Source organism: Agathobaculum sp. LCP25S3_E8 (assembly GCF_052117165.1).
Classification (GTDB): Bacteria; Bacillota; Clostridia; order Oscillospirales; family Butyricicoccaceae; genus Agathobaculum.
This window is the reverse complement of sequence record NZ_JBQKJR010000014.1, coordinates 34,662-49,452: the sequence shown is the minus strand read 5'-3', so window position 1 is coordinate 49,452 and position 14,791 is coordinate 34,662. Positions and strand designations below refer to the sequence as shown.

Sequence of the window (14,791 nt, the reverse complement as noted above, 5' to 3'; positions counted from 1 at the left end):
CCTCCATTTCATCACGCGGATGCGTCGGTTTTCTTCTCCATTTTCTTAATCTGCCGGGCGGCGGCAAGCTGCCCGTCCATATATTCCGCAAAGCTCTGTGTCGAGCCGTCGAACGCGAGTGAGAAATCGCCCAGCCGTCCCTCTTTGTTCTTGAGCACTCGCAGCTTGCGGTCGTCCATGGGCGCGTCCTCGTCCGGGTCGATGTACAGTGCAAGCACCGCGTCCGCATCCTGCTCGATTTGGCCGGACTCGCGCAGATCGGCCAGCGTAGGCGTCGCGTCCGCGCGATCCGTGCTGGCGCGGTTGAGCTGACTGAGCGCCACGACCAGAATGCCGTGTGCCTGCGCCATCTCGTGCAGCGCAAGCGAAATGTTGGTCACCTGTTCGGTGCGGTTTCGACCGGCGGCGCGAATGAGCTGCAGATAGTCGATAAACACCACCCGGTGCTGCCGCGCCAGCGCGGTCGCCAGAATATCCTGTACGCCCCAGCCGGACGCGGGAATCAGCTCTAGCTGGCTTTCCGTGACATCCTTTTTCCACTTGGCCGCGCGCTCCCACTCCTCAGGCGTCATTTCGCGGCGGTTGATATGGCCGAAGTCAATGATACAGCGGTTCGCAACCAATCGGTTGGTCAGCTTGGCGGTACTGGTCTCAAGGCTGTAAAAGCCAACCTTGTCCTGCCGCCCCATGTGCATTGCCATTTGCAGCGCGAGCGCGGTCTTGCCTGCGGATGGACGTCCGGCAACGATGATGAAATCGCCGTAGTCGGAAAACAGCCGATGGTCGAGTTTATTAAAGCCCCAGCTGATGAACCGGCGCTTTTCGCCCTGCTCGCTGAAAAACTGCATAAGTGCCTGCTGCATGGTCACGACCTGTGTGCGGTTCTTTTCACTTAAAATCTCGCCTGCCTGTCCGAGCAGATCGCGCGCCTTGTCGCTTGTGCGCACCTCGGCAAGCGCACCGGCGAGCGTCCGCAGCCGGGTGACGCGCGTCTGCTCCTGCATGGCGGATATGTAAGTGCGCCAGCCAAACGAAGTCGGTGTGATGTCCATGCACTGCATCAGCAGGTCGTTATACTCCGCACCGCACAGGCCGCGGATCGTGACCGCGTCCACCGGCCGCCCCGCGCCAAACAGCTTGACCGCGGCATTGTACACCGTGCGCAGCTCGGGAACGGTGAAGTCCTCCGGCCGCGTGCGGTACAGCAATTCGCCCGCAATCGACGGGTCAACCAGCAGACAGCCGATCACGCTGTATTCTGCATCGAGTGTCGCTTTTACCAATGCTCATACCTCCGTTCCTCTTTGGTCGGTGCAGACGGTTTGGGCGGCGTGGCGCTGCCGCTGTACTTGCCCTCGAGCACCTTGACAATGTTGTTCTCGTCCAGCAGCCAGTCGAAGTCGGCCCGCCAGCCTGTCTTGTTTTTGCCCCGGCAGAACTCGCTCGACTGCGCGATGCGGAATGAGCTTTCCAGCTGCTCAGGCGTGATGCCCTTCTTGAACAGCGCGCGCACACTGCGCTGCCGCTTGTCGGTCAGCCGGATGCAAGGCGGCAGATCAACGCAGAGCTGGTTGTACAGCTCCATGGCCTGCCGCGGCGTCAGCTTATTTTCCTGCTGCCCGTCCTTATTTGCGTCTTGCTTATTCTTATTTGCCTGTATTACTATATGTGTCTTATATTGTTCATCTAATGTTTCCCCCGTGGGGGACAGGTTGTCCCCGTGCGGGGACACCGTTTCACCGCTGGGGGATGGGGATGCGTCCCCGGTGGGGGACACCGTTTCCCCCGTGGGGGACACCGTTTCCCTGAACGGGGAAACGCCTATTTTTTCCGAGATAACCGTGTAAGACAGCGTTGTGTCCTTGGGGTCTTTGGAGAGCTTGGCGGTCAGGATCAGACCGGCGTCGCGCAGTCGATTGACCGTGTTTTCGAGTTCCCGCTTCGTCCATGGAAAAATGCGCGTCAGGCCGCGCAGGCTGTTGTACGACCAGTACCGTCCCTCGTGATAGTTGTGCTCGTTGGCTGCGTTTTTCTCGCACCACGTCCAGAGCGCATAGAGGAAGATCGCCTCACGGTCGCCGCCGATTTTCTCATCCCTTAGCCAGCGGCTCAGTTCGGTGTTCAGGATAAAGTTCACGCATTGCCGCCTCCCTTCTCTGCCAGCACGCGCAGCGCATGGGCTATTTCCGCGCCGCAGGTAAGCAAATGCTCCAGCTCAGCCAGCGCCGCACTGATATCCAGCGCGGGTGATTGAGCATTCCGAGGTGTTTTAGACGTGGACGCAGTAAGCACCAATGGGGCAGCATTACTTCTCCTACGGTGCGGCAAATCTCCAGTTCGTATCAAATTCTCGATTTTGTTCCGAACCCGCTTCTCGGTCGTACCAACCGCATCCGCGAGCACAGCATAATCACGCACACCAGCAGCATATAGCTCAAGCAACTTTGCCAACTGCGCTGGCTCCCAGCGCTCAGCCCTTTTTCTGCTTGGTTTCGGTGGTGTTGGAATATGGACAGTACGCGGCATATTTTCGATACTCACCGCCGCCCCCTCCGTTCCATCGGCTGGGTGAGCCTGTCCACCAGCATACCGAGGCCGAGGTAAGCGCAGCCCACCCCGAGCAAGGCGATCACGACATAGATCATTCCTGATCCTCCTTGCTCTCCGCCAGGATTATCAACGCCTCCGCGATCTGTTCCCGCAACGGAACAGAGCAGCCGCTCATGAGCAACTGTACCGTCGTATCAAACGGAATACCCAATTTCTTCGCCACAGCCTGCACGCCCGGATACAGATCGTCCGGGATTGTGATTTTCACGCTTACCTGTCTCATCTTTCTCTCCTTCCCCCGGCGCGGCCTCTTGACAGCGCCGGGCTTTTCCGGTATCCTGTAAGTAGTCTATTTTTGTATGCGCTCAGTCGCGGTTGCCGCCGCACTGGGCGCTTTCCTTTTGCTGTTTTGCCATTTCCGCGCGCATGAAGATATTCGCGGCGACCTCCTTCATGTGATTGACGCACTTCTTGTGCTCTTCGACGTTGGACTTCGGCACGGTATCCTCGGTATCGTAGATCTGACAGACGGCTTTGCGGCCGCTTTTCAGCGTGAATTCCTGCTCCATGACCAGCCTGCGTGTTTTGTTTGCCATAAGCGCACCTCCTCTGGGTATTGTATTCGGTCGGGCTTGGTCACTTACACAGCATTTCGACGAGCAGTTCAAACTTCGCCAGCGTATATTGCATCTCGCGGAACCGGTCGCAGATTGCCATAAATTCCGGCATTTCTATTTCGTCCACCCGTCCATCTCTTACAATCTCCATCATCCGATCCAAGCGTTTCCCGATTTCCGCTGCTCGGAAATCACACTGCGCGCCGATCGCGGCCTCCCTCAAATCGGTCGGCTCGGTGGGTAGACTGCGGTGACAGCCGATCGGACATTCCGTGCAGTACAGGTTGCGCAGCCACGGCGCATGATAGGCGTCGGCCAGCTGTGCGGCGACCTGCGGCGTCATGTGCCGCGCACCGGATTCATAGTAGCCGATCGACTTTGCCGACACATCTACCAGCTCCGCGGCCGCTTCCTGCGTCAGACCTGCCCTTTCGCGGGCAGTTTTCCACGCATTTTGATACTCTGTGTTCATGGTGTCCCCTCCTTTCATGGTGGTATAATGCGGGCATAGCAGATCAATTCTTGCTTTGCGGCTCAAACCCGCCGAATGACGGCCCGGACTCCAAAAGCCGCCGGATATAGTCCACCACAGCAATCGTTTGAAGGTGGGTAAATCCTGCGCTTTTCGCCTGCTCCAGCAACGACTGCGCGATTAGCGCGACACGGTCACGGCCTGCCGTATCCAGCAGCGCGTTTCGCTCAGCATGCGACAGCTCGAGCTTCATGCCGCATCAACCTTCCTCTCCAGTAAGACAGCTCTTCTTCCATAAAGGCTGGGTTATCCGAGATCCAAGAAACCACTTCCAACATAACAAGAGCTTCTTCATCAGGTACATCCTCAAGAATATCAGCTATCCCCTGCATAATCTCAAACACATCTTGCGAGGGATAAGTGTCCCCACCATTTCTTTCGACCAATTCCATCGCAACGGCTTCCTCTGTGTGTTCACCGTCGCACAGCAGATCATACAGATCGTACATTTCCTTCGGGTGCGCATCGCAAACGCCAATCATATAATTTTTCATTGCTCCCATGATTCATTGTCCTTTCTTTTCGGTAGAGATAAATTTACACTTTTGATTATGCATCCAGCAGATATTTGAGAATATCAGGCAATACCGCCAGAGACTGCGGCTCGCGATTCTTTATCGCATCGGTGGCAAATTGGTGTAAGTCATCGATAAGTTGTTGCTTCTTGTCATACGATAACCGAGGTTTGATATAATACGAAAGCTTGCCTGAAGGCGTCCAGAGATTTCTCTCTTCCAAAAAACGAACACGATCTTCCAGCCTCGCAATTCTGCGCATTTATGATTCTCCTTTCGTTTACTTCACGCTGGCGGCTACCCCGCCTCCTTCTCCGGCTCGTCCGCGTACAGCTCATCGATGGTGCAGCCGAGGAAGGCCGCGATCTTCGGAAAGAAGCGCGGCCGCGGATATGTGCCCTCTGCTTCCCATTTGGTAACTGTGCTGCGATCTACGCCCAGCGCATCGGCCATGGCCTGCTGGGTCGCACCGATTGCTTCGCGTTTGGTCTGGATAGATTTCATCGTTTTCACCCCTTTCTGGTATTTTTCTTTCCCTTATGGTAGAATTTAGGGGAAAGGATGTGACTATTATGCGACTGGATATGGATTGCGTAAGAGATGTACTTTTGGCTCTTGAAAAGTTGACTGACATCAATGAAAACCATTTGCACCGACGCATCACAACAGAACATGTTTGCAAAGAAGTTCCTAATTTCGATGAAAAGGAAGTATATAATGCGCTATACACACTCTATCAAGCCGACTACATCGAAGGCGACAAGATAGATTTTTGCGGCGGCTCTGATATTATCGTCGAAGCTATTACATGGCCGGGATATGAATTGCTCAACAACCTTCGCTCAGATCAGGTCTGGGCAAGTGTGAAAGAAAAGATCAAGCCATTGGGTACGGTTTCAATGCAAGTCCTCGCCAATCTCGCTACCAAAATCGTCAGCGACTTTCTGGGGATCTAAATACACAGTTGAATGCTCCACGACGTAGGAAGCGACTTTCTTAATAGATGCCTCTATTGAAAAGGACTTCACATCCTTTTGAGGCATTCCATCAATCAGAACTTCGCGCAGATGCCCTTGGTCAAATCTCAAAACGATTTCATCATGGTATTTCACCGATTTGCTCATCCCCTCTCACCTCCATTTGCAGCAATGCCTCTTTAACGTGATCGAGCAGCAACTGAGCTGTTACAATTTTCAGGCCATCCAACGCTTTGAGAATCGCGGCAGCCCGTTCCATTTCATAATCTTGAAACAGCTTATCGTCAATGTTGACGATCTTTCCATCCTCGACGATGATTTTTCTAAAGTCTTGCATCCGCGCTCACCTCCATTTCGTTTACTTCACGCTGGTGGCTACCCCGCCTCCTTTTCCGGCTCGTCGATATTTTCACGAATTGCAAATTTTACAGGCAAAAAAATTTCATCACGTGGGAATTCAAGAATCTTAGAAATTGCATCCGCGATATTTTTAGGTACTAACCGCTGACCCTTTTCATACTGGCAGTAAGTTGGTGTAGCAATATCAAGCAATTTAGCAAGACTTTCTTGTGTATATCCTTTTTCTATCCGCAATTTATCCAGCGATTGCATTTTGCACCTCCTTTCACGATTTGCAAAACAGTTCATGCTCATATTATAATTTCACATTCCGCAAAAGTCAATATGTATTTTCACATTTTGCAAATCTTTATTTTCAATATGCAAATCTGATGCTATACTTTTTACATATTGAGAATTGGAGGTGTGTGCTTTGACCACTGGAGAGCGTATTTCCTCGCTGCGAAGTGAACACGGATTAACCCAACTTGAATTGGCACAAGCATTGCATATCAGTAATAGTGCGCTTTCTCAATATGAATCAGGAGCACGTACCGTAAGTGATGATTTAAAATTCAAGTTTGCCTCATATTTTGATGTCTCTTTAGACTATCTCATGGGGAGAACAAACATTAGAAAAGCGCCCACTCCCGAAGAAGTGAGCGCATCACCAGAAGCACAAGAACTGCGTGCCGTTATGGAGAGCCTATCACCCGAAGATCGACAGCGGGTGCTTGCGTTTGGCCGCGGCCTTGCAGCGACTGCGCAAACGCCAGAAGAGAAGAAATAAAGGCGGACGGCAGTTCGGACTGCGCAGCCAATACCATGAGTTCGTCATATTCTTTCATCTGTCGCCCTCCCAAAAACCGAACAAGTGTTTGCATTTTTCATGATACACCACATCTTGAATTTTGGCAAGAGAAAATCAATATATTGCATATCATGTACAAAATACCGGTGTTCAATTTGGACACCGTAAATGGGGGAACAAAAATGGTAAAAAGGGTTTTAGCCTTCACTTGCGTGCTTGCAATTCTCCTTTGTGGCTGTAGTAACAGTGGTACGAATGATACATCTGCATCCGATGATTCAATTGCAACCACTCCTGACAATGCTGTTACGGAAGATACAAACGAGAATAGTGGTACTTCCATCGCATTTGGCTATACGCTTGACGAAGCTGTAGCAGCACTTCAACAAAGCATTGCAGGCACATCGGCAGAAGGGCTGCTAACTGATGAATATACTAAAATGGATCAGGAAGCTACTGAAATTATGCCTGCTAATGTCACATATGGCTATGCTGGCCCCGGCAAAGGATATATTATGTATTTCTGTATTCCCGAGACAGACGAAGTATATCAAATTTGCTATTCCGTTACCCTTGACTCGTTAGATACAACTGAACTTGCGAAACAACACGGTGCTTTATTGGGGGCATTGATAAATGCTTATGAACCAAGTGAGGCCATTCGCCAAAAGCTCGATAGTGATTTGGACGTGCTAAACCTTGCAGACGGGACAAACAATGTTTCAAGCGGAACTGCATCCAGTTGGTCTTATTCGGTATACAGCGGGCAGATCATGTTCAATATCATGTCCACCGATTATATGGAATACGTTAATTCATAATTCTAACCGGTGATCAATTTGGACACCAAAAAACGGGGGATAGAAATGAAAAAATCCATCATTTTATCCATTCTACTTCTTTCGTTCACACTATGCGCCTGCACCTCTTCGAAAACTTCCGATTATCCTACATTTGGAGCAAGTGCTGAACGTTGTGCAGATGCAATGGGAACCTCGCTTGAAGGCGGCGGCACATACAACGCTTTTGCAGTCGAGCCTACAGTATCTGAAGAGGAAAGCGAAACCTTTGGAACAATCTTATGCTACAGTTATCCTGTTTGCGACGGTGTTTATGCTCTACTCTATGAAAACAAAAACACTGAGCTATGCTACCAACTTTCACTTTCAGTTAACTGGAGTGAAGTAAATACATGGGATAACAGCATTGATTTAATCAGCGGATATATGGCAATCCTAATTCTCACAGCAGAGCAAGACAACGCAAAAGCTGAAGACATTGCCTCTCAACTCGGTCTGCTCTCCATGGGTGATGCTTATGCGGATACCAATATGACCGCTGAAAGCGACACAGCTTCCTATTCTTATACAACACAGAATAAGTTTACGATGCTGAATGTCATAGCCAAATAATTGTACCGCGGACCACAACCAAACACTGTTTTGCAGCAGTTTTTCACAAATTATCGGTGTTCAATTTGGACACAAAAAAAGCGCCCGCCCCAGTGGTGGCACACCGGAACGGGCAAAATGGAGTGTTTCACACAGTCCTCCAACAACATTATACTTGATTGGCTAATTTTGCAAATCCATTTCCACTTTAAATATTATATATATATAATATTTTTTCTATATATAGTGTTCAGCAATTGACTGTACTATATTTCGCGGTTGAAATTATTATTTATTTTGCATATAATATTAGCAGGATGGGAATGCTTATGAACAAAAATGCTCTGCTCGAAGCATTGCAAAAATTATTTTTCAATTATCTATATCATCCAAACCTAAAAGATGATATTGTTGGTCTTATTGCCAAAAGCGGCTTTGAAAACCAATTTATAAAAACATTTGTGCAGTTGATGGCTGAATATAAAGCACTTGGTCGCGCACAAGCAGAACGACGTCCTAAATCTAAATTTGAACCATTTGATGAGACTTTGTTTAGTCTCCACGTGAATGGAAAAGACTTTAACATCCGTATTCTATATGCATATACTGGCGCTGATGAGCGCCTTACTTTTTTACATGCTTTCTGGGAGCGCGATGCATCCGATTACAAAAAGGCTGTACTGATTGCATATGAACGTTTATATGAGCTTGAAAAGGAGGAGTCACAATGAAAGCGTCAAATGATTGGGCTGATATTCTATCTGAACTAACCGTAGACATTCCTGCAGACGAATTGGAAGCCGACATCGTTCTTGCAGACATTGCTGGCAAACTATCCGCTGAACGTATCAAAAAAGGTATGTCCCAAAAGGATTTTGCCAAACTACTTGGTATCAGTCAGGGACGAGTTTCCAAAATGGAAAGTGGTGAATGCAACTTCTCCGTGCGACATCTAATTAAAATTGCGCATAAACTCTCTATTCCACTAAAAATTTTATTTGGAAAAGAACCAGTACTGGAACAAGAATATTCAAAACCATATCTTTCTGTGATAAATGGTTCGTATTCTTCCCCTGTCTCAAACACGAATGTAATTGATTTTCTTCCCTTTGTTCGAAGTAATTAATTACTTCTCTATAGAAAGGATCTCTCTATATGAATACCTATGTAAACCGTTTCTTTCTTACTATGAACAATTACCGCGATGAAGTCGTTCTATCTTTTTTACAGGAAGCACCTATTTTCACGGAAGTTGAGCAACTTCCTGAATCAAATGTAACTTCAGTAGCAGACTTGGTGATGAGCAGTCGTTCTGCTCGCGAATTTGCTGAAAAGTTACTTGAAATGCTTGATTCAGAACTTCCCGAGCAGATTGAGTCAAAATGATCCACCCCGCAGACCACAACCGAACACTGTTTTGTTGTGGTCTGCATTTTTATACCCGCATAAACCGAACAAACGTTCTGTTTTTATCCATTTTCCAGCCCCATATACTGAAAAAAGGTGATTTTATGGCATATCTGATATACCTCCGAAAATCGCGCGCGGACGCCGAAGCCGAAGCCCGCGGCGAGGGCGAAACCCTTGCCCGGCATCGTGCCGCGCTGCTCGCACTTGCGCGCCGCATGGGGCTGGAGATCGGCGGGATCTATGAGGAGATTGTCTCGGGCGAAACCATCGCCGCCCGGCCGCAGATGCAGCGGTTGCTGACCGAGGTCGAGGCCGGTCTGTGGGACGGCGTGCTGGTCATGGAGATCGAGCGTCTCGCCCGCGGCGACAGCATCGATCAGGGCATCGTCGCGCAGGCGTTCAAATACTCGGGCACACGCATCATCACCCCGGCCAAAACCTACGACCCAGCCAACGAGTTCGACGAGGAATACTTCGAGTTCGGCCTGTTCATGTCGCGCCGCGAGTATAAGACCATCAAGCGCCGCATGATCGCGGGGCGCATCGCCTCGGTCAAAGAGGGCAAATACATGGGCAAGACTGACCCCTATGGCTATTTCCGTGTCAAGGTACGGGACGGCAAAGGCTACACGCTTGAGCCAAACCCACCGCAGGCCGCAATCGTGCGTGAGATCTTCGATTTGCGCCTGCAAGGCGTCGGCTGCTATGTCATTGCCTGCCGTCTCAATGCACGCGGTGAGCGCACCTCTGCCGGTGTCGCGTGGAGCGCCCAGTCGGTGCGTAACGTGCTGCGCAACTGCCTGTACGCGGGCTATGTGACATGGGGACGCAAGGCCGCGCAGCCCACCGTGCGCGACGGCGTGCTAACCAAGCCGCGCCGGTATGTGGATGACTATGTCAAGGCACGCGGCCTACACGAAGCGCTCGTCAGTGACGAAACCTTCGATACCGTGCAGCGCCTGCTGGACAATACACCCGGCTTGCCGCTCAAGAAAAACCACGAACTCAAAAACCCGTTTGTCGGCCTGCTGTACTGCGCCAAATGCGGTCATGTGATGACCTACGGCGCACCGGCCGCTGCCCTACCCTGCACCGGTCGGCTGGACTGCCGCTGGGCAGACTGCAACAATGTCAGCTCATTTTGCGCCGACGTGGAGGACGCGGTGCTGCACGCGCTGCGGCTGTGGCTGGCCGAGTACGAGGTGGACATCGACCATCAGAATACAGTCGAACGCGAACTGGACGCACGCGCCGCGCAGGCGCACGAAGAGATCCGCGCGATCCACGCCGCCCAGCGTAAGCTGCGCGCACAGCTTGACCGTGCCGCCGAGCTGGTCGAGCAGGAAGTCTACACGCCTGAGTATTTCGTTTCCCGCCGCCGTCAGCTGGACAGCCAACTCGCTGAGCTGGATCGCTCACTTGCCAAGGCCAGCGCCCGGGCGCTGACGATCGACCAAGAGCGCCGCGGCGCGCCTGCCATGCGGCCGCGTCTGGAGCATGTGATCGAAGCCTATCCCAACGCCGCGACCGCGCGGGAGCGAAACGACCTGCTGAAAAGCGTGGTCAGCCGCATCACATACGAAAAAAACGCCGCCGAGCGCAGTGCTGGCGACGCAACCATCTATATCCAGATTGAACGGCGGTTTGAATAGCAAACCTTAGCCGATCAATTATATGTATCATAAAATAACTTATTCATAAGTCATGAGTAGCACATCGTCTGCCGCTGCGCCAAGCGCGGCATAATCGTGCGACTCATACAGCAGTCCCGGCTGGTCGGCCGAGGTCTTGGGCGCAAGTGCCACCATGACCGTCAACCCGGACGGCTCCAGCCGCGTGCGCACCGCGCGGACAAAGTCAGCGTAGGCAGCCGCATCCTCGGGCGGGATGTATTCAAAGTCGATGTCCACGCCCGCAAAACCCTGCGCCGCAATGGTCTGCGCCAGATTCTCAATCAGCGCGCCGCGCGCGACCGGGTCGCGCAGCAGCTGCTGCGCCCGCTCGCCCGAAAACTGTCCATCCTCGCCGAGCGTTGTCAGCACCAGCAGCGGCAGCACCCCGTATTGCCGCGCCATGCGCGTGATTACTTCCGCATTTTGCGGCAGAATACGCCCCAGACTGTCGAATCCATAGGAAAACACCGATAAGTACGTCAAATAGGGCAGCGTTTTACGTAAAATCCGCTGGTCTATGTTTGGGTATGCATAACCGTTGACGGCAAAGGTCCCCAGCTTCGGCCCATAGGAAACCACCAGCGTCTGCCCCAGCCAGATGCGGTCGCCGCCGCCCAGCTGCGGGTTGTTTTGCAGCAGTTTGAGCACGGTCGTGTTGTGCTGCGCGGCAATGCCGGAAAGCGTCTCCCCCTGTCGAACGGTATGCATCTGCACGGGCTGCGGCACGACAATCGTCTGTCCGGGCGTCAACCGGTACGGCTCATGCAGCTCGTTCTGCTGAATCAGCAGCTGCAGCGGCGCCTGATACGTCTGGGCGATACGGTACAGAGAATCCCCCGGCTGAACAACATGAATCACCATAGAAAAACCACCTTTCCCCCCAGTCTATGCCGCGCGCCATCCTTCCGTGACCGCCCACAGGCATGCAAAAAGCCGCCCGACGCATCAAACGCCGGACGGCTTATCACTGTTAGTCGTGCTCTTTGGGAGACGTAGCGACATGACAGCCGCAGCTGCCGCTGCATCCTGCACAGCCTCCGCCGCAGCCACTGCAGCCGCCCGTCTTAGACTGACGTACCACCGACCGCGCGGCGAAAAATACCAGCAGCGCCACCAACAGGCCCACTATCAAGGTTGACATCTGTTTCGCCTCCTTTGTATTCATTGTAAAACAGAATTTCTCTGCGGGCAAGCCCCAAATCAGCTGTTTGCCTGCACGCTCATGCGGCGCAGGTCCGCTGTGTCGGCTGTCTTTGCCGGCTTGCGGAACAGCAGATAAAGCATCAGCGCAAGCACCAGAATCGCCGCGACCGTACCGAGGCCGAATGTGACCTCACCGGTGAGCAGACCGCCAAACTGATAAACCATCAGCGCCACGCAGTACGCAAACGCACACATATAGCCGATGGCAAACGCCGTCCACTTGGCGTTGTTCATCTCGCGCTTGATGGCGCCCATCGCCGCGAAGCACGGCGCGCACAGCAAGTTAAAGCACATGAACGAGAACGCGCTGACCGTGGTGAAGGAAGCCGCAAGCAGGCCCCAAATCTCCGCGCCGTCCTCCGCCACCTCAGCAAAGCCATAAATCTGACCGAAGGTGGCGACTACATTTTCCTTGGCAATCAGGCCGGTGACTGACGCGACCGCATTCTGCCAGCTGCCCCAGCCGAGCGGCGCAAACAGCGGCGCAATCGCACTGCCGATGACGGCAAGCGCACTGTTGTTGATGTCGGAAACCGCACCGAACGCGCCGTTTTCCCAACCATACGTCTGCAAAAACCACAGTACCACCGTGCTGAGCAGAATGACGGTGCCGGCCTTCTTAATGAACGACCAGCCGCGTTCTCCCATCGACCGGAGTACGTTGCGCGCGGTTGGGGTGTGATAGCTCGGCAGCTCCATCACAAACGGCGCCGGCTCGCCCGCGAACATCTGAAACTTCTTAAGCATAATACCGGACAGAATAATCGCCATCACGCCGATGAAATAGGCCGAGAAGGCCACCCACCCCGCGTTGTCGAAAATCGCGCCCGCAATCAGCGCGATAATCGGCAGCTTGGCGCTGCACGGAATAAAGGTCGTGGTCATGATGGTCATACGGCGGTCGCGCTCCTGCTCAATCGTGCGCGAGGCCATGATGCCCGGTACGCCGCAGCCCGTTCCAATCAGCATCGGGATAAAGCTCTTGCCCGACAGACCGAACTTGCGGAAAATGCGGTCCATGATGAAGGCCACGCGCGCCATATAGCCGCAGTCCTCCAGAATGGCGAGGAACAGGAACAGCACCAGAATCTGCGGCACAAAGCCCAGCACCGCGCCGACACCGGCCACAATGCCGTCCATAATCAGGCTGTACAGCCAGTCCGCGATACCAAGACCGCTCAGCGCGCCGCCCAGAATGGTCGGGATGCCCGGAATCCATGCGCCGAACAGCTCCCAGCCCTCGCCGAACACGCCTTTGTTGGCCCAGTCGGTCAGCGCTTTGCCGACCGTGGTGACCGAAACATAGTACACAACGAACATCACCAGCGCGAAAATCGGCAGCGCCAGAATGCGGTTGGTCACGATGCGGTCAATCTTGTCGGATACCGTCATGCCGCTTTTCTGCTTTTTTACGCAGGGCTTCACAACTTCCGCGATGTACTGATAACGCGCGTCCGTGATGATGGATTCTGCATCGTCGTCCAGCTCGTCCTCAACCGCGGTGATGATGGCCTCCAGCTTTTCCAGCGTATCTTTTCCGAAACGGAAACGCGAAAGCACCTTTTCGTCGCGCTCAAACAGCTTGACCGCGAACCAGCGGCGCTGGTCCTCCTCGGTCACGTCCGCGATGAGCGCTGAAATCCGGCCGATTGCCTGCTCGATGGTATCGGAAAACGCAGGTGCAGCCGGCTTTACGCCGTCTGTCACGGCATGCTTTGCCGCCTCGACCATCTCCTTGGTGCCCTTGCCCTTGAGCGCGGTCGTTTCGACCACGGGCACGCCCAGCTTCGCGGACAGCTTTGCCGTGTCAATCACATCGCCGCGCTTTTCTACAATATCCATCATATTGAGCGCCACAACCACCGGAATACCCATTTCCAGCAGCTGTGTGGTCAGATACAGATTGCGCTCGATGTTAGCCGCATCCACCAGATTGAGGATAACGTCCGGCTTTTCATTCACCAGATAATCGCGGGTGATAACCTCCTCGAGCGTATACGGGGAAAGCGAGTAAATGCCCGGCAGGTCGGTGATGGAAACTTGCTTATCCGCCTTGTAGCGGCCCTCTTTTTTTTCCACGGTAACGCCCGGCCAGTTGCCGACATATTGCGTCGAACCGGTCAGGTCGTTGAACATCGTGGTCTTGCCGCAGTTCGGGTTGCCGGCAAGCGCCAAACGAATCGACATGTTGTTGCCCCTTTCTTGAATTAGCCTTCGCTAACTCATATGTAAAAAAATTTGGTTCGCTCCACGCGAATCGGTTTACTCCACCAGAACTTTTTCCGCGTCCGCCTTGCGCAGCGAAAGCTCATATCCGCACACGGTGACTTCAATCGGGTCGCCCAGCGGTGCGACCTTGCGCACAAATACTTCCGCCCCACGCGTGATGCCCATATCCATGATACGGCGACGGGTTGCGCCTTCGCCTTCAACCCGGCGCACGGTCACGGTTTTGCCACAGGGTGTGTTTTTCAGATTGCCCATTGCTTTTCCCCCTTTACACCATAATGCGCGAGGCCATCTGCTGCGAGATTGCAACGCGCGTATCTTTCACTGATACGATAAGATTACCCGCAAGCGAAGAAACGACCGAAACCGACGCTCCCTCGACAAAGCCGAGGTTTTGCAGGAACCGTCTGGTCTGGTCCTTTCCCCGTATCGCCTTGATGGTGGTCGGTACGCCGGTATCTGCCAAAGTCAGCGGCATGATAACGCTCCTCTCCTTTCGAACGCGGTTCATACTTCTAAAGACGCGAGTTAGCAACTTCTAACT

The 14,791-nt window shown here is 52.9% G+C and carries 25 protein-coding genes; 8 read left to right on the top strand and 17 right to left on the bottom strand.

Translation table 11 applies throughout. From position 1 onward, the window contains the following. Window positions 1-11: 11 nt before the first annotated feature. The 10 genes from ACTQ34_RS07260 to ACTQ34_RS07215 all read right to left on the bottom strand — a co-directional run bounded on the left by ACTQ34_RS07260 (window position 12) and on the right by ACTQ34_RS07215 (window position 4,718). On the bottom strand, window positions 12-1,283 hold the full coding sequence (locus tag ACTQ34_RS07260) for a replicative DNA helicase (RefSeq protein WP_441363197.1): 1,272 nt from the start codon (window positions 1,281-1,283) through the stop codon (window positions 12-14). Then, window positions 1,277-2,137 carry a hypothetical protein gene (locus tag ACTQ34_RS07255; RefSeq protein ID WP_441363196.1) on the bottom strand — a complete coding sequence of 287 codons (861 nt, stop codon included), beginning with the start codon at window positions 2,135-2,137 and terminating at the stop codon, window positions 1,277-1,279. Before ACTQ34_RS07255 ends, ACTQ34_RS07260 begins: the two co-directional genes overlap by 7 nt. Further along, window positions 2,134-2,451 (bottom strand): hypothetical protein, encoded by a 318-nt coding sequence (locus tag ACTQ34_RS07250; protein ID WP_441363195.1) that lies wholly within the window; start codon window positions 2,449-2,451, stop codon window positions 2,134-2,136. The genes ACTQ34_RS07255 and ACTQ34_RS07250 overlap by 4 nt, the downstream gene beginning before the upstream one ends. 190 nt (window positions 2,452-2,641) lie before the next feature. Further along, a complete protein-coding gene (locus ACTQ34_RS07245; RefSeq protein WP_441363194.1) occupies window positions 2,642-2,833 on the bottom strand; it encodes a hypothetical protein in 192 nt (63 codons plus the stop codon). A gap of 82 nt (window positions 2,834-2,915) precedes the next feature. Beyond that, window positions 2,916-3,146, bottom strand: coding sequence for a hypothetical protein (locus tag ACTQ34_RS07240; RefSeq protein WP_441363193.1), 231 nt, complete (start codon window positions 3,144-3,146; stop codon window positions 2,916-2,918). Window positions 3,147-3,186: 40 nt separating this feature from the next. Continuing rightward, window positions 3,187-3,639: a helix-turn-helix transcriptional regulator gene (locus ACTQ34_RS07235; RefSeq protein WP_441363192.1), complete on the bottom strand. Its 453-nt coding sequence runs from the start codon at window positions 3,637-3,639 to the stop codon at window positions 3,187-3,189. Between the two features lie 43 nt (window positions 3,640-3,682). Continuing rightward, window positions 3,683-3,892, bottom strand: a complete 210-nt coding sequence (locus ACTQ34_RS07230) for a hypothetical protein (RefSeq protein WP_441363191.1) — start codon at window positions 3,890-3,892, stop codon at window positions 3,683-3,685. Continuing rightward, on the bottom strand, window positions 3,867-4,202 hold the full coding sequence (locus tag ACTQ34_RS07225) for a hypothetical protein (RefSeq protein ID WP_441363190.1): 336 nt from the start codon (window positions 4,200-4,202) through the stop codon (window positions 3,867-3,869). The genes ACTQ34_RS07230 and ACTQ34_RS07225 overlap by 26 nt, the downstream gene beginning before the upstream one ends. A 46-nt stretch (window positions 4,203-4,248) precedes the next feature. Continuing rightward, window positions 4,249-4,476, bottom strand: a complete 228-nt coding sequence (locus ACTQ34_RS07220) for a hypothetical protein (RefSeq protein ID WP_441363189.1) — start codon at window positions 4,474-4,476, stop codon at window positions 4,249-4,251. A 35-nt stretch (window positions 4,477-4,511) separates the two neighbouring features. Next, window positions 4,512-4,718, bottom strand: coding sequence for a helix-turn-helix domain-containing protein (locus ACTQ34_RS07215; protein WP_302666184.1), 207 nt, complete (start codon window positions 4,716-4,718; stop codon window positions 4,512-4,514). Window positions 4,719-4,786: 68 nt separating this feature from the next. Here ACTQ34_RS07215 and ACTQ34_RS07210 point away from each other — a divergent pair, with 68 nt between their 5' ends. Continuing rightward, complete coding sequence (locus ACTQ34_RS07210; RefSeq protein ID WP_441363188.1) at window positions 4,787-5,170, top strand: DUF2513 domain-containing protein; 384 nt, start codon at window positions 4,787-4,789, stop codon at window positions 5,168-5,170. 142 nt (window positions 5,171-5,312) lie between these two features. Here ACTQ34_RS07210 and ACTQ34_RS07205 read toward each other — a convergent pair whose 3' ends face one another. Then, window positions 5,313-5,528, bottom strand: coding sequence for a hypothetical protein (locus ACTQ34_RS07205; protein ID WP_441363187.1), 216 nt, complete (start codon window positions 5,526-5,528; stop codon window positions 5,313-5,315). Between the two features lie 38 nt (window positions 5,529-5,566). Beyond that, window positions 5,567-5,803 (bottom strand): helix-turn-helix transcriptional regulator, encoded by a 237-nt coding sequence (locus ACTQ34_RS07200; protein WP_441363186.1) that lies wholly within the window; start codon window positions 5,801-5,803, stop codon window positions 5,567-5,569. A gap of 160 nt (window positions 5,804-5,963) precedes the next feature. On the opposite strand from ACTQ34_RS07200, the gene ACTQ34_RS07195 reads away from it, so the two are divergent. The 7 genes from ACTQ34_RS07195 (at window position 5,964) to ACTQ34_RS07165 (ending at window position 10,794) form a co-directional block, all read left to right on the top strand. Then, window positions 5,964-6,320, top strand: a complete 357-nt coding sequence (locus tag ACTQ34_RS07195) for a helix-turn-helix domain-containing protein (protein WP_441363185.1) — start codon at window positions 5,964-5,966, stop codon at window positions 6,318-6,320. 203 nt (window positions 6,321-6,523) lie between these two features. Continuing rightward, window positions 6,524-7,162: a hypothetical protein gene (locus ACTQ34_RS07190; RefSeq protein WP_441363184.1), complete on the top strand. Its 639-nt coding sequence runs from the start codon at window positions 6,524-6,526 to the stop codon at window positions 7,160-7,162. Between the two features lie 45 nt (window positions 7,163-7,207). Beyond that, a complete protein-coding gene (locus tag ACTQ34_RS07185; RefSeq protein ID WP_441363183.1) occupies window positions 7,208-7,753 on the top strand; it encodes a hypothetical protein in 546 nt (181 codons plus the stop codon). A 308-nt stretch (window positions 7,754-8,061) separates the two neighbouring features. Beyond that, window positions 8,062-8,463: a hypothetical protein gene (locus ACTQ34_RS07180; protein WP_441363182.1), complete on the top strand. Its 402-nt coding sequence runs from the start codon at window positions 8,062-8,064 to the stop codon at window positions 8,461-8,463. After that, entirely contained in the window at window positions 8,460-8,858 is a 399-nt protein-coding gene (locus ACTQ34_RS07175; protein ID WP_441363181.1) for a helix-turn-helix domain-containing protein, read from the top strand. The genes ACTQ34_RS07180 and ACTQ34_RS07175 overlap by 4 nt, the downstream gene beginning before the upstream one ends. A gap of 29 nt (window positions 8,859-8,887) precedes the next feature. Next, on the top strand, window positions 8,888-9,118 hold the full coding sequence (locus ACTQ34_RS07170) for a hypothetical protein (RefSeq protein WP_441363180.1): 231 nt from the start codon (window positions 8,888-8,890) through the stop codon (window positions 9,116-9,118). A 125-nt stretch (window positions 9,119-9,243) separates the two neighbouring features. Next, window positions 9,244-10,794 (top strand): recombinase family protein, encoded by a 1,551-nt coding sequence (locus ACTQ34_RS07165; RefSeq protein WP_441363179.1) that lies wholly within the window; start codon window positions 9,244-9,246, stop codon window positions 10,792-10,794. A 39-nt stretch (window positions 10,795-10,833) separates the two neighbouring features. Here ACTQ34_RS07165 and ACTQ34_RS07160 read toward each other — a convergent pair whose 3' ends face one another. The 5 genes from ACTQ34_RS07160 to ACTQ34_RS07140 all read right to left on the bottom strand — a co-directional run bounded on the left by ACTQ34_RS07160 (window position 10,834) and on the right by ACTQ34_RS07140 (window position 14,725). Continuing rightward, window positions 10,834-11,676, bottom strand: coding sequence for a LysM peptidoglycan-binding domain-containing protein (locus ACTQ34_RS07160; RefSeq protein ID WP_441363178.1), 843 nt, complete (start codon window positions 11,674-11,676; stop codon window positions 10,834-10,836). A gap of 109 nt (window positions 11,677-11,785) precedes the next feature. Continuing rightward, entirely contained in the window at window positions 11,786-11,956 is a 171-nt protein-coding gene (locus ACTQ34_RS07155; RefSeq protein ID WP_441363177.1) for a FeoB-associated Cys-rich membrane protein, read from the bottom strand. A 59-nt stretch (window positions 11,957-12,015) separates the two neighbouring features. Further along, window positions 12,016-14,205, bottom strand: coding sequence for a ferrous iron transport protein B (gene feoB / locus ACTQ34_RS07150; RefSeq protein ID WP_441363176.1), 2,190 nt, complete (start codon window positions 14,203-14,205; stop codon window positions 12,016-12,018). A gap of 75 nt (window positions 14,206-14,280) precedes the next feature. Further along, window positions 14,281-14,502, bottom strand: a complete 222-nt coding sequence (locus ACTQ34_RS07145; RefSeq protein WP_441363175.1) for a FeoA family protein — start codon at window positions 14,500-14,502, stop codon at window positions 14,281-14,283. 13 nt (window positions 14,503-14,515) lie between these two features. Beyond that, window positions 14,516-14,725 (bottom strand): FeoA family protein, encoded by a 210-nt coding sequence (locus ACTQ34_RS07140; protein ID WP_373165342.1) that lies wholly within the window; start codon window positions 14,723-14,725, stop codon window positions 14,516-14,518. Window positions 14,726-14,791: the final 66 nt, after the last annotated feature.

Coding starts and splice junctions, on each gene's coding strand:
- ACTQ34_RS07225 (WP_441363190.1), bottom strand. CDS start 4,202: ATGGGAGCAATGAAAAATTATATGATTGGCGTTTGCGATGCGCACCCG.
- ACTQ34_RS07185 (WP_441363183.1), top strand. CDS start 7,208: ATGAAAAAATCCATCATTTTATCCATTCTACTTCTTTCGTTCACACTA.
- ACTQ34_RS07200 (WP_441363186.1), bottom strand. CDS start 5,803: ATGCAATCGCTGGATAAATTGCGGATAGAAAAAGGATATACACAAGAA.
- ACTQ34_RS07190 (WP_441363184.1), top strand. CDS start 6,524: ATGGTAAAAAGGGTTTTAGCCTTCACTTGCGTGCTTGCAATTCTCCTT.
- ACTQ34_RS07220 (WP_441363189.1), bottom strand. CDS start 4,476: ATGCGCAGAATTGCGAGGCTGGAAGATCGTGTTCGTTTTTTGGAAGAG.
- ACTQ34_RS07180 (WP_441363182.1), top strand. CDS start 8,062: ATGAACAAAAATGCTCTGCTCGAAGCATTGCAAAAATTATTTTTCAAT.
- ACTQ34_RS07210 (WP_441363188.1), top strand. CDS start 4,787: ATGCGACTGGATATGGATTGCGTAAGAGATGTACTTTTGGCTCTTGAA.
- ACTQ34_RS07165 (WP_441363179.1), top strand. CDS start 9,244: ATGGCATATCTGATATACCTCCGAAAATCGCGCGCGGACGCCGAAGCC.
- ACTQ34_RS07170 (WP_441363180.1), top strand. CDS start 8,888: ATGAATACCTATGTAAACCGTTTCTTTCTTACTATGAACAATTACCGC.
- ACTQ34_RS07205 (WP_441363187.1), bottom strand. CDS start 5,528: ATGCAAGACTTTAGAAAAATCATCGTCGAGGATGGAAAGATCGTCAAC.
- ACTQ34_RS07160 (WP_441363178.1), bottom strand. CDS start 11,676: ATGGTGATTCATGTTGTTCAGCCGGGGGATTCTCTGTACCGTATCGCC.
- feoB (WP_441363176.1), bottom strand. CDS start 14,205: ATGTCGATTCGTTTGGCGCTTGCCGGCAACCCGAACTGCGGCAAGACC.
- ACTQ34_RS07175 (WP_441363181.1), top strand. CDS start 8,460: ATGAAAGCGTCAAATGATTGGGCTGATATTCTATCTGAACTAACCGTA.
- ACTQ34_RS07140 (WP_373165342.1), bottom strand. CDS start 14,725: ATGCCGCTGACTTTGGCAGATACCGGCGTACCGACCACCATCAAGGCG.
- ACTQ34_RS07235 (WP_441363192.1), bottom strand. CDS start 3,639: ATGAACACAGAGTATCAAAATGCGTGGAAAACTGCCCGCGAAAGGGCA.
- ACTQ34_RS07145 (WP_441363175.1), bottom strand. CDS start 14,502: ATGGGCAATCTGAAAAACACACCCTGTGGCAAAACCGTGACCGTGCGC.
- ACTQ34_RS07245 (WP_441363194.1), bottom strand. CDS start 2,833: ATGAGACAGGTAAGCGTGAAAATCACAATCCCGGACGATCTGTATCCG.
- ACTQ34_RS07155 (WP_441363177.1), bottom strand. CDS start 11,956: ATGTCAACCTTGATAGTGGGCCTGTTGGTGGCGCTGCTGGTATTTTTC.
- ACTQ34_RS07230 (WP_441363191.1), bottom strand. CDS start 3,892: ATGAAGCTCGAGCTGTCGCATGCTGAGCGAAACGCGCTGCTGGATACG.
- ACTQ34_RS07215 (WP_302666184.1), bottom strand. CDS start 4,718: ATGAAATCTATCCAGACCAAACGCGAAGCAATCGGTGCGACCCAGCAG.
- ACTQ34_RS07240 (WP_441363193.1), bottom strand. CDS start 3,146: ATGGCAAACAAAACACGCAGGCTGGTCATGGAGCAGGAATTCACGCTG.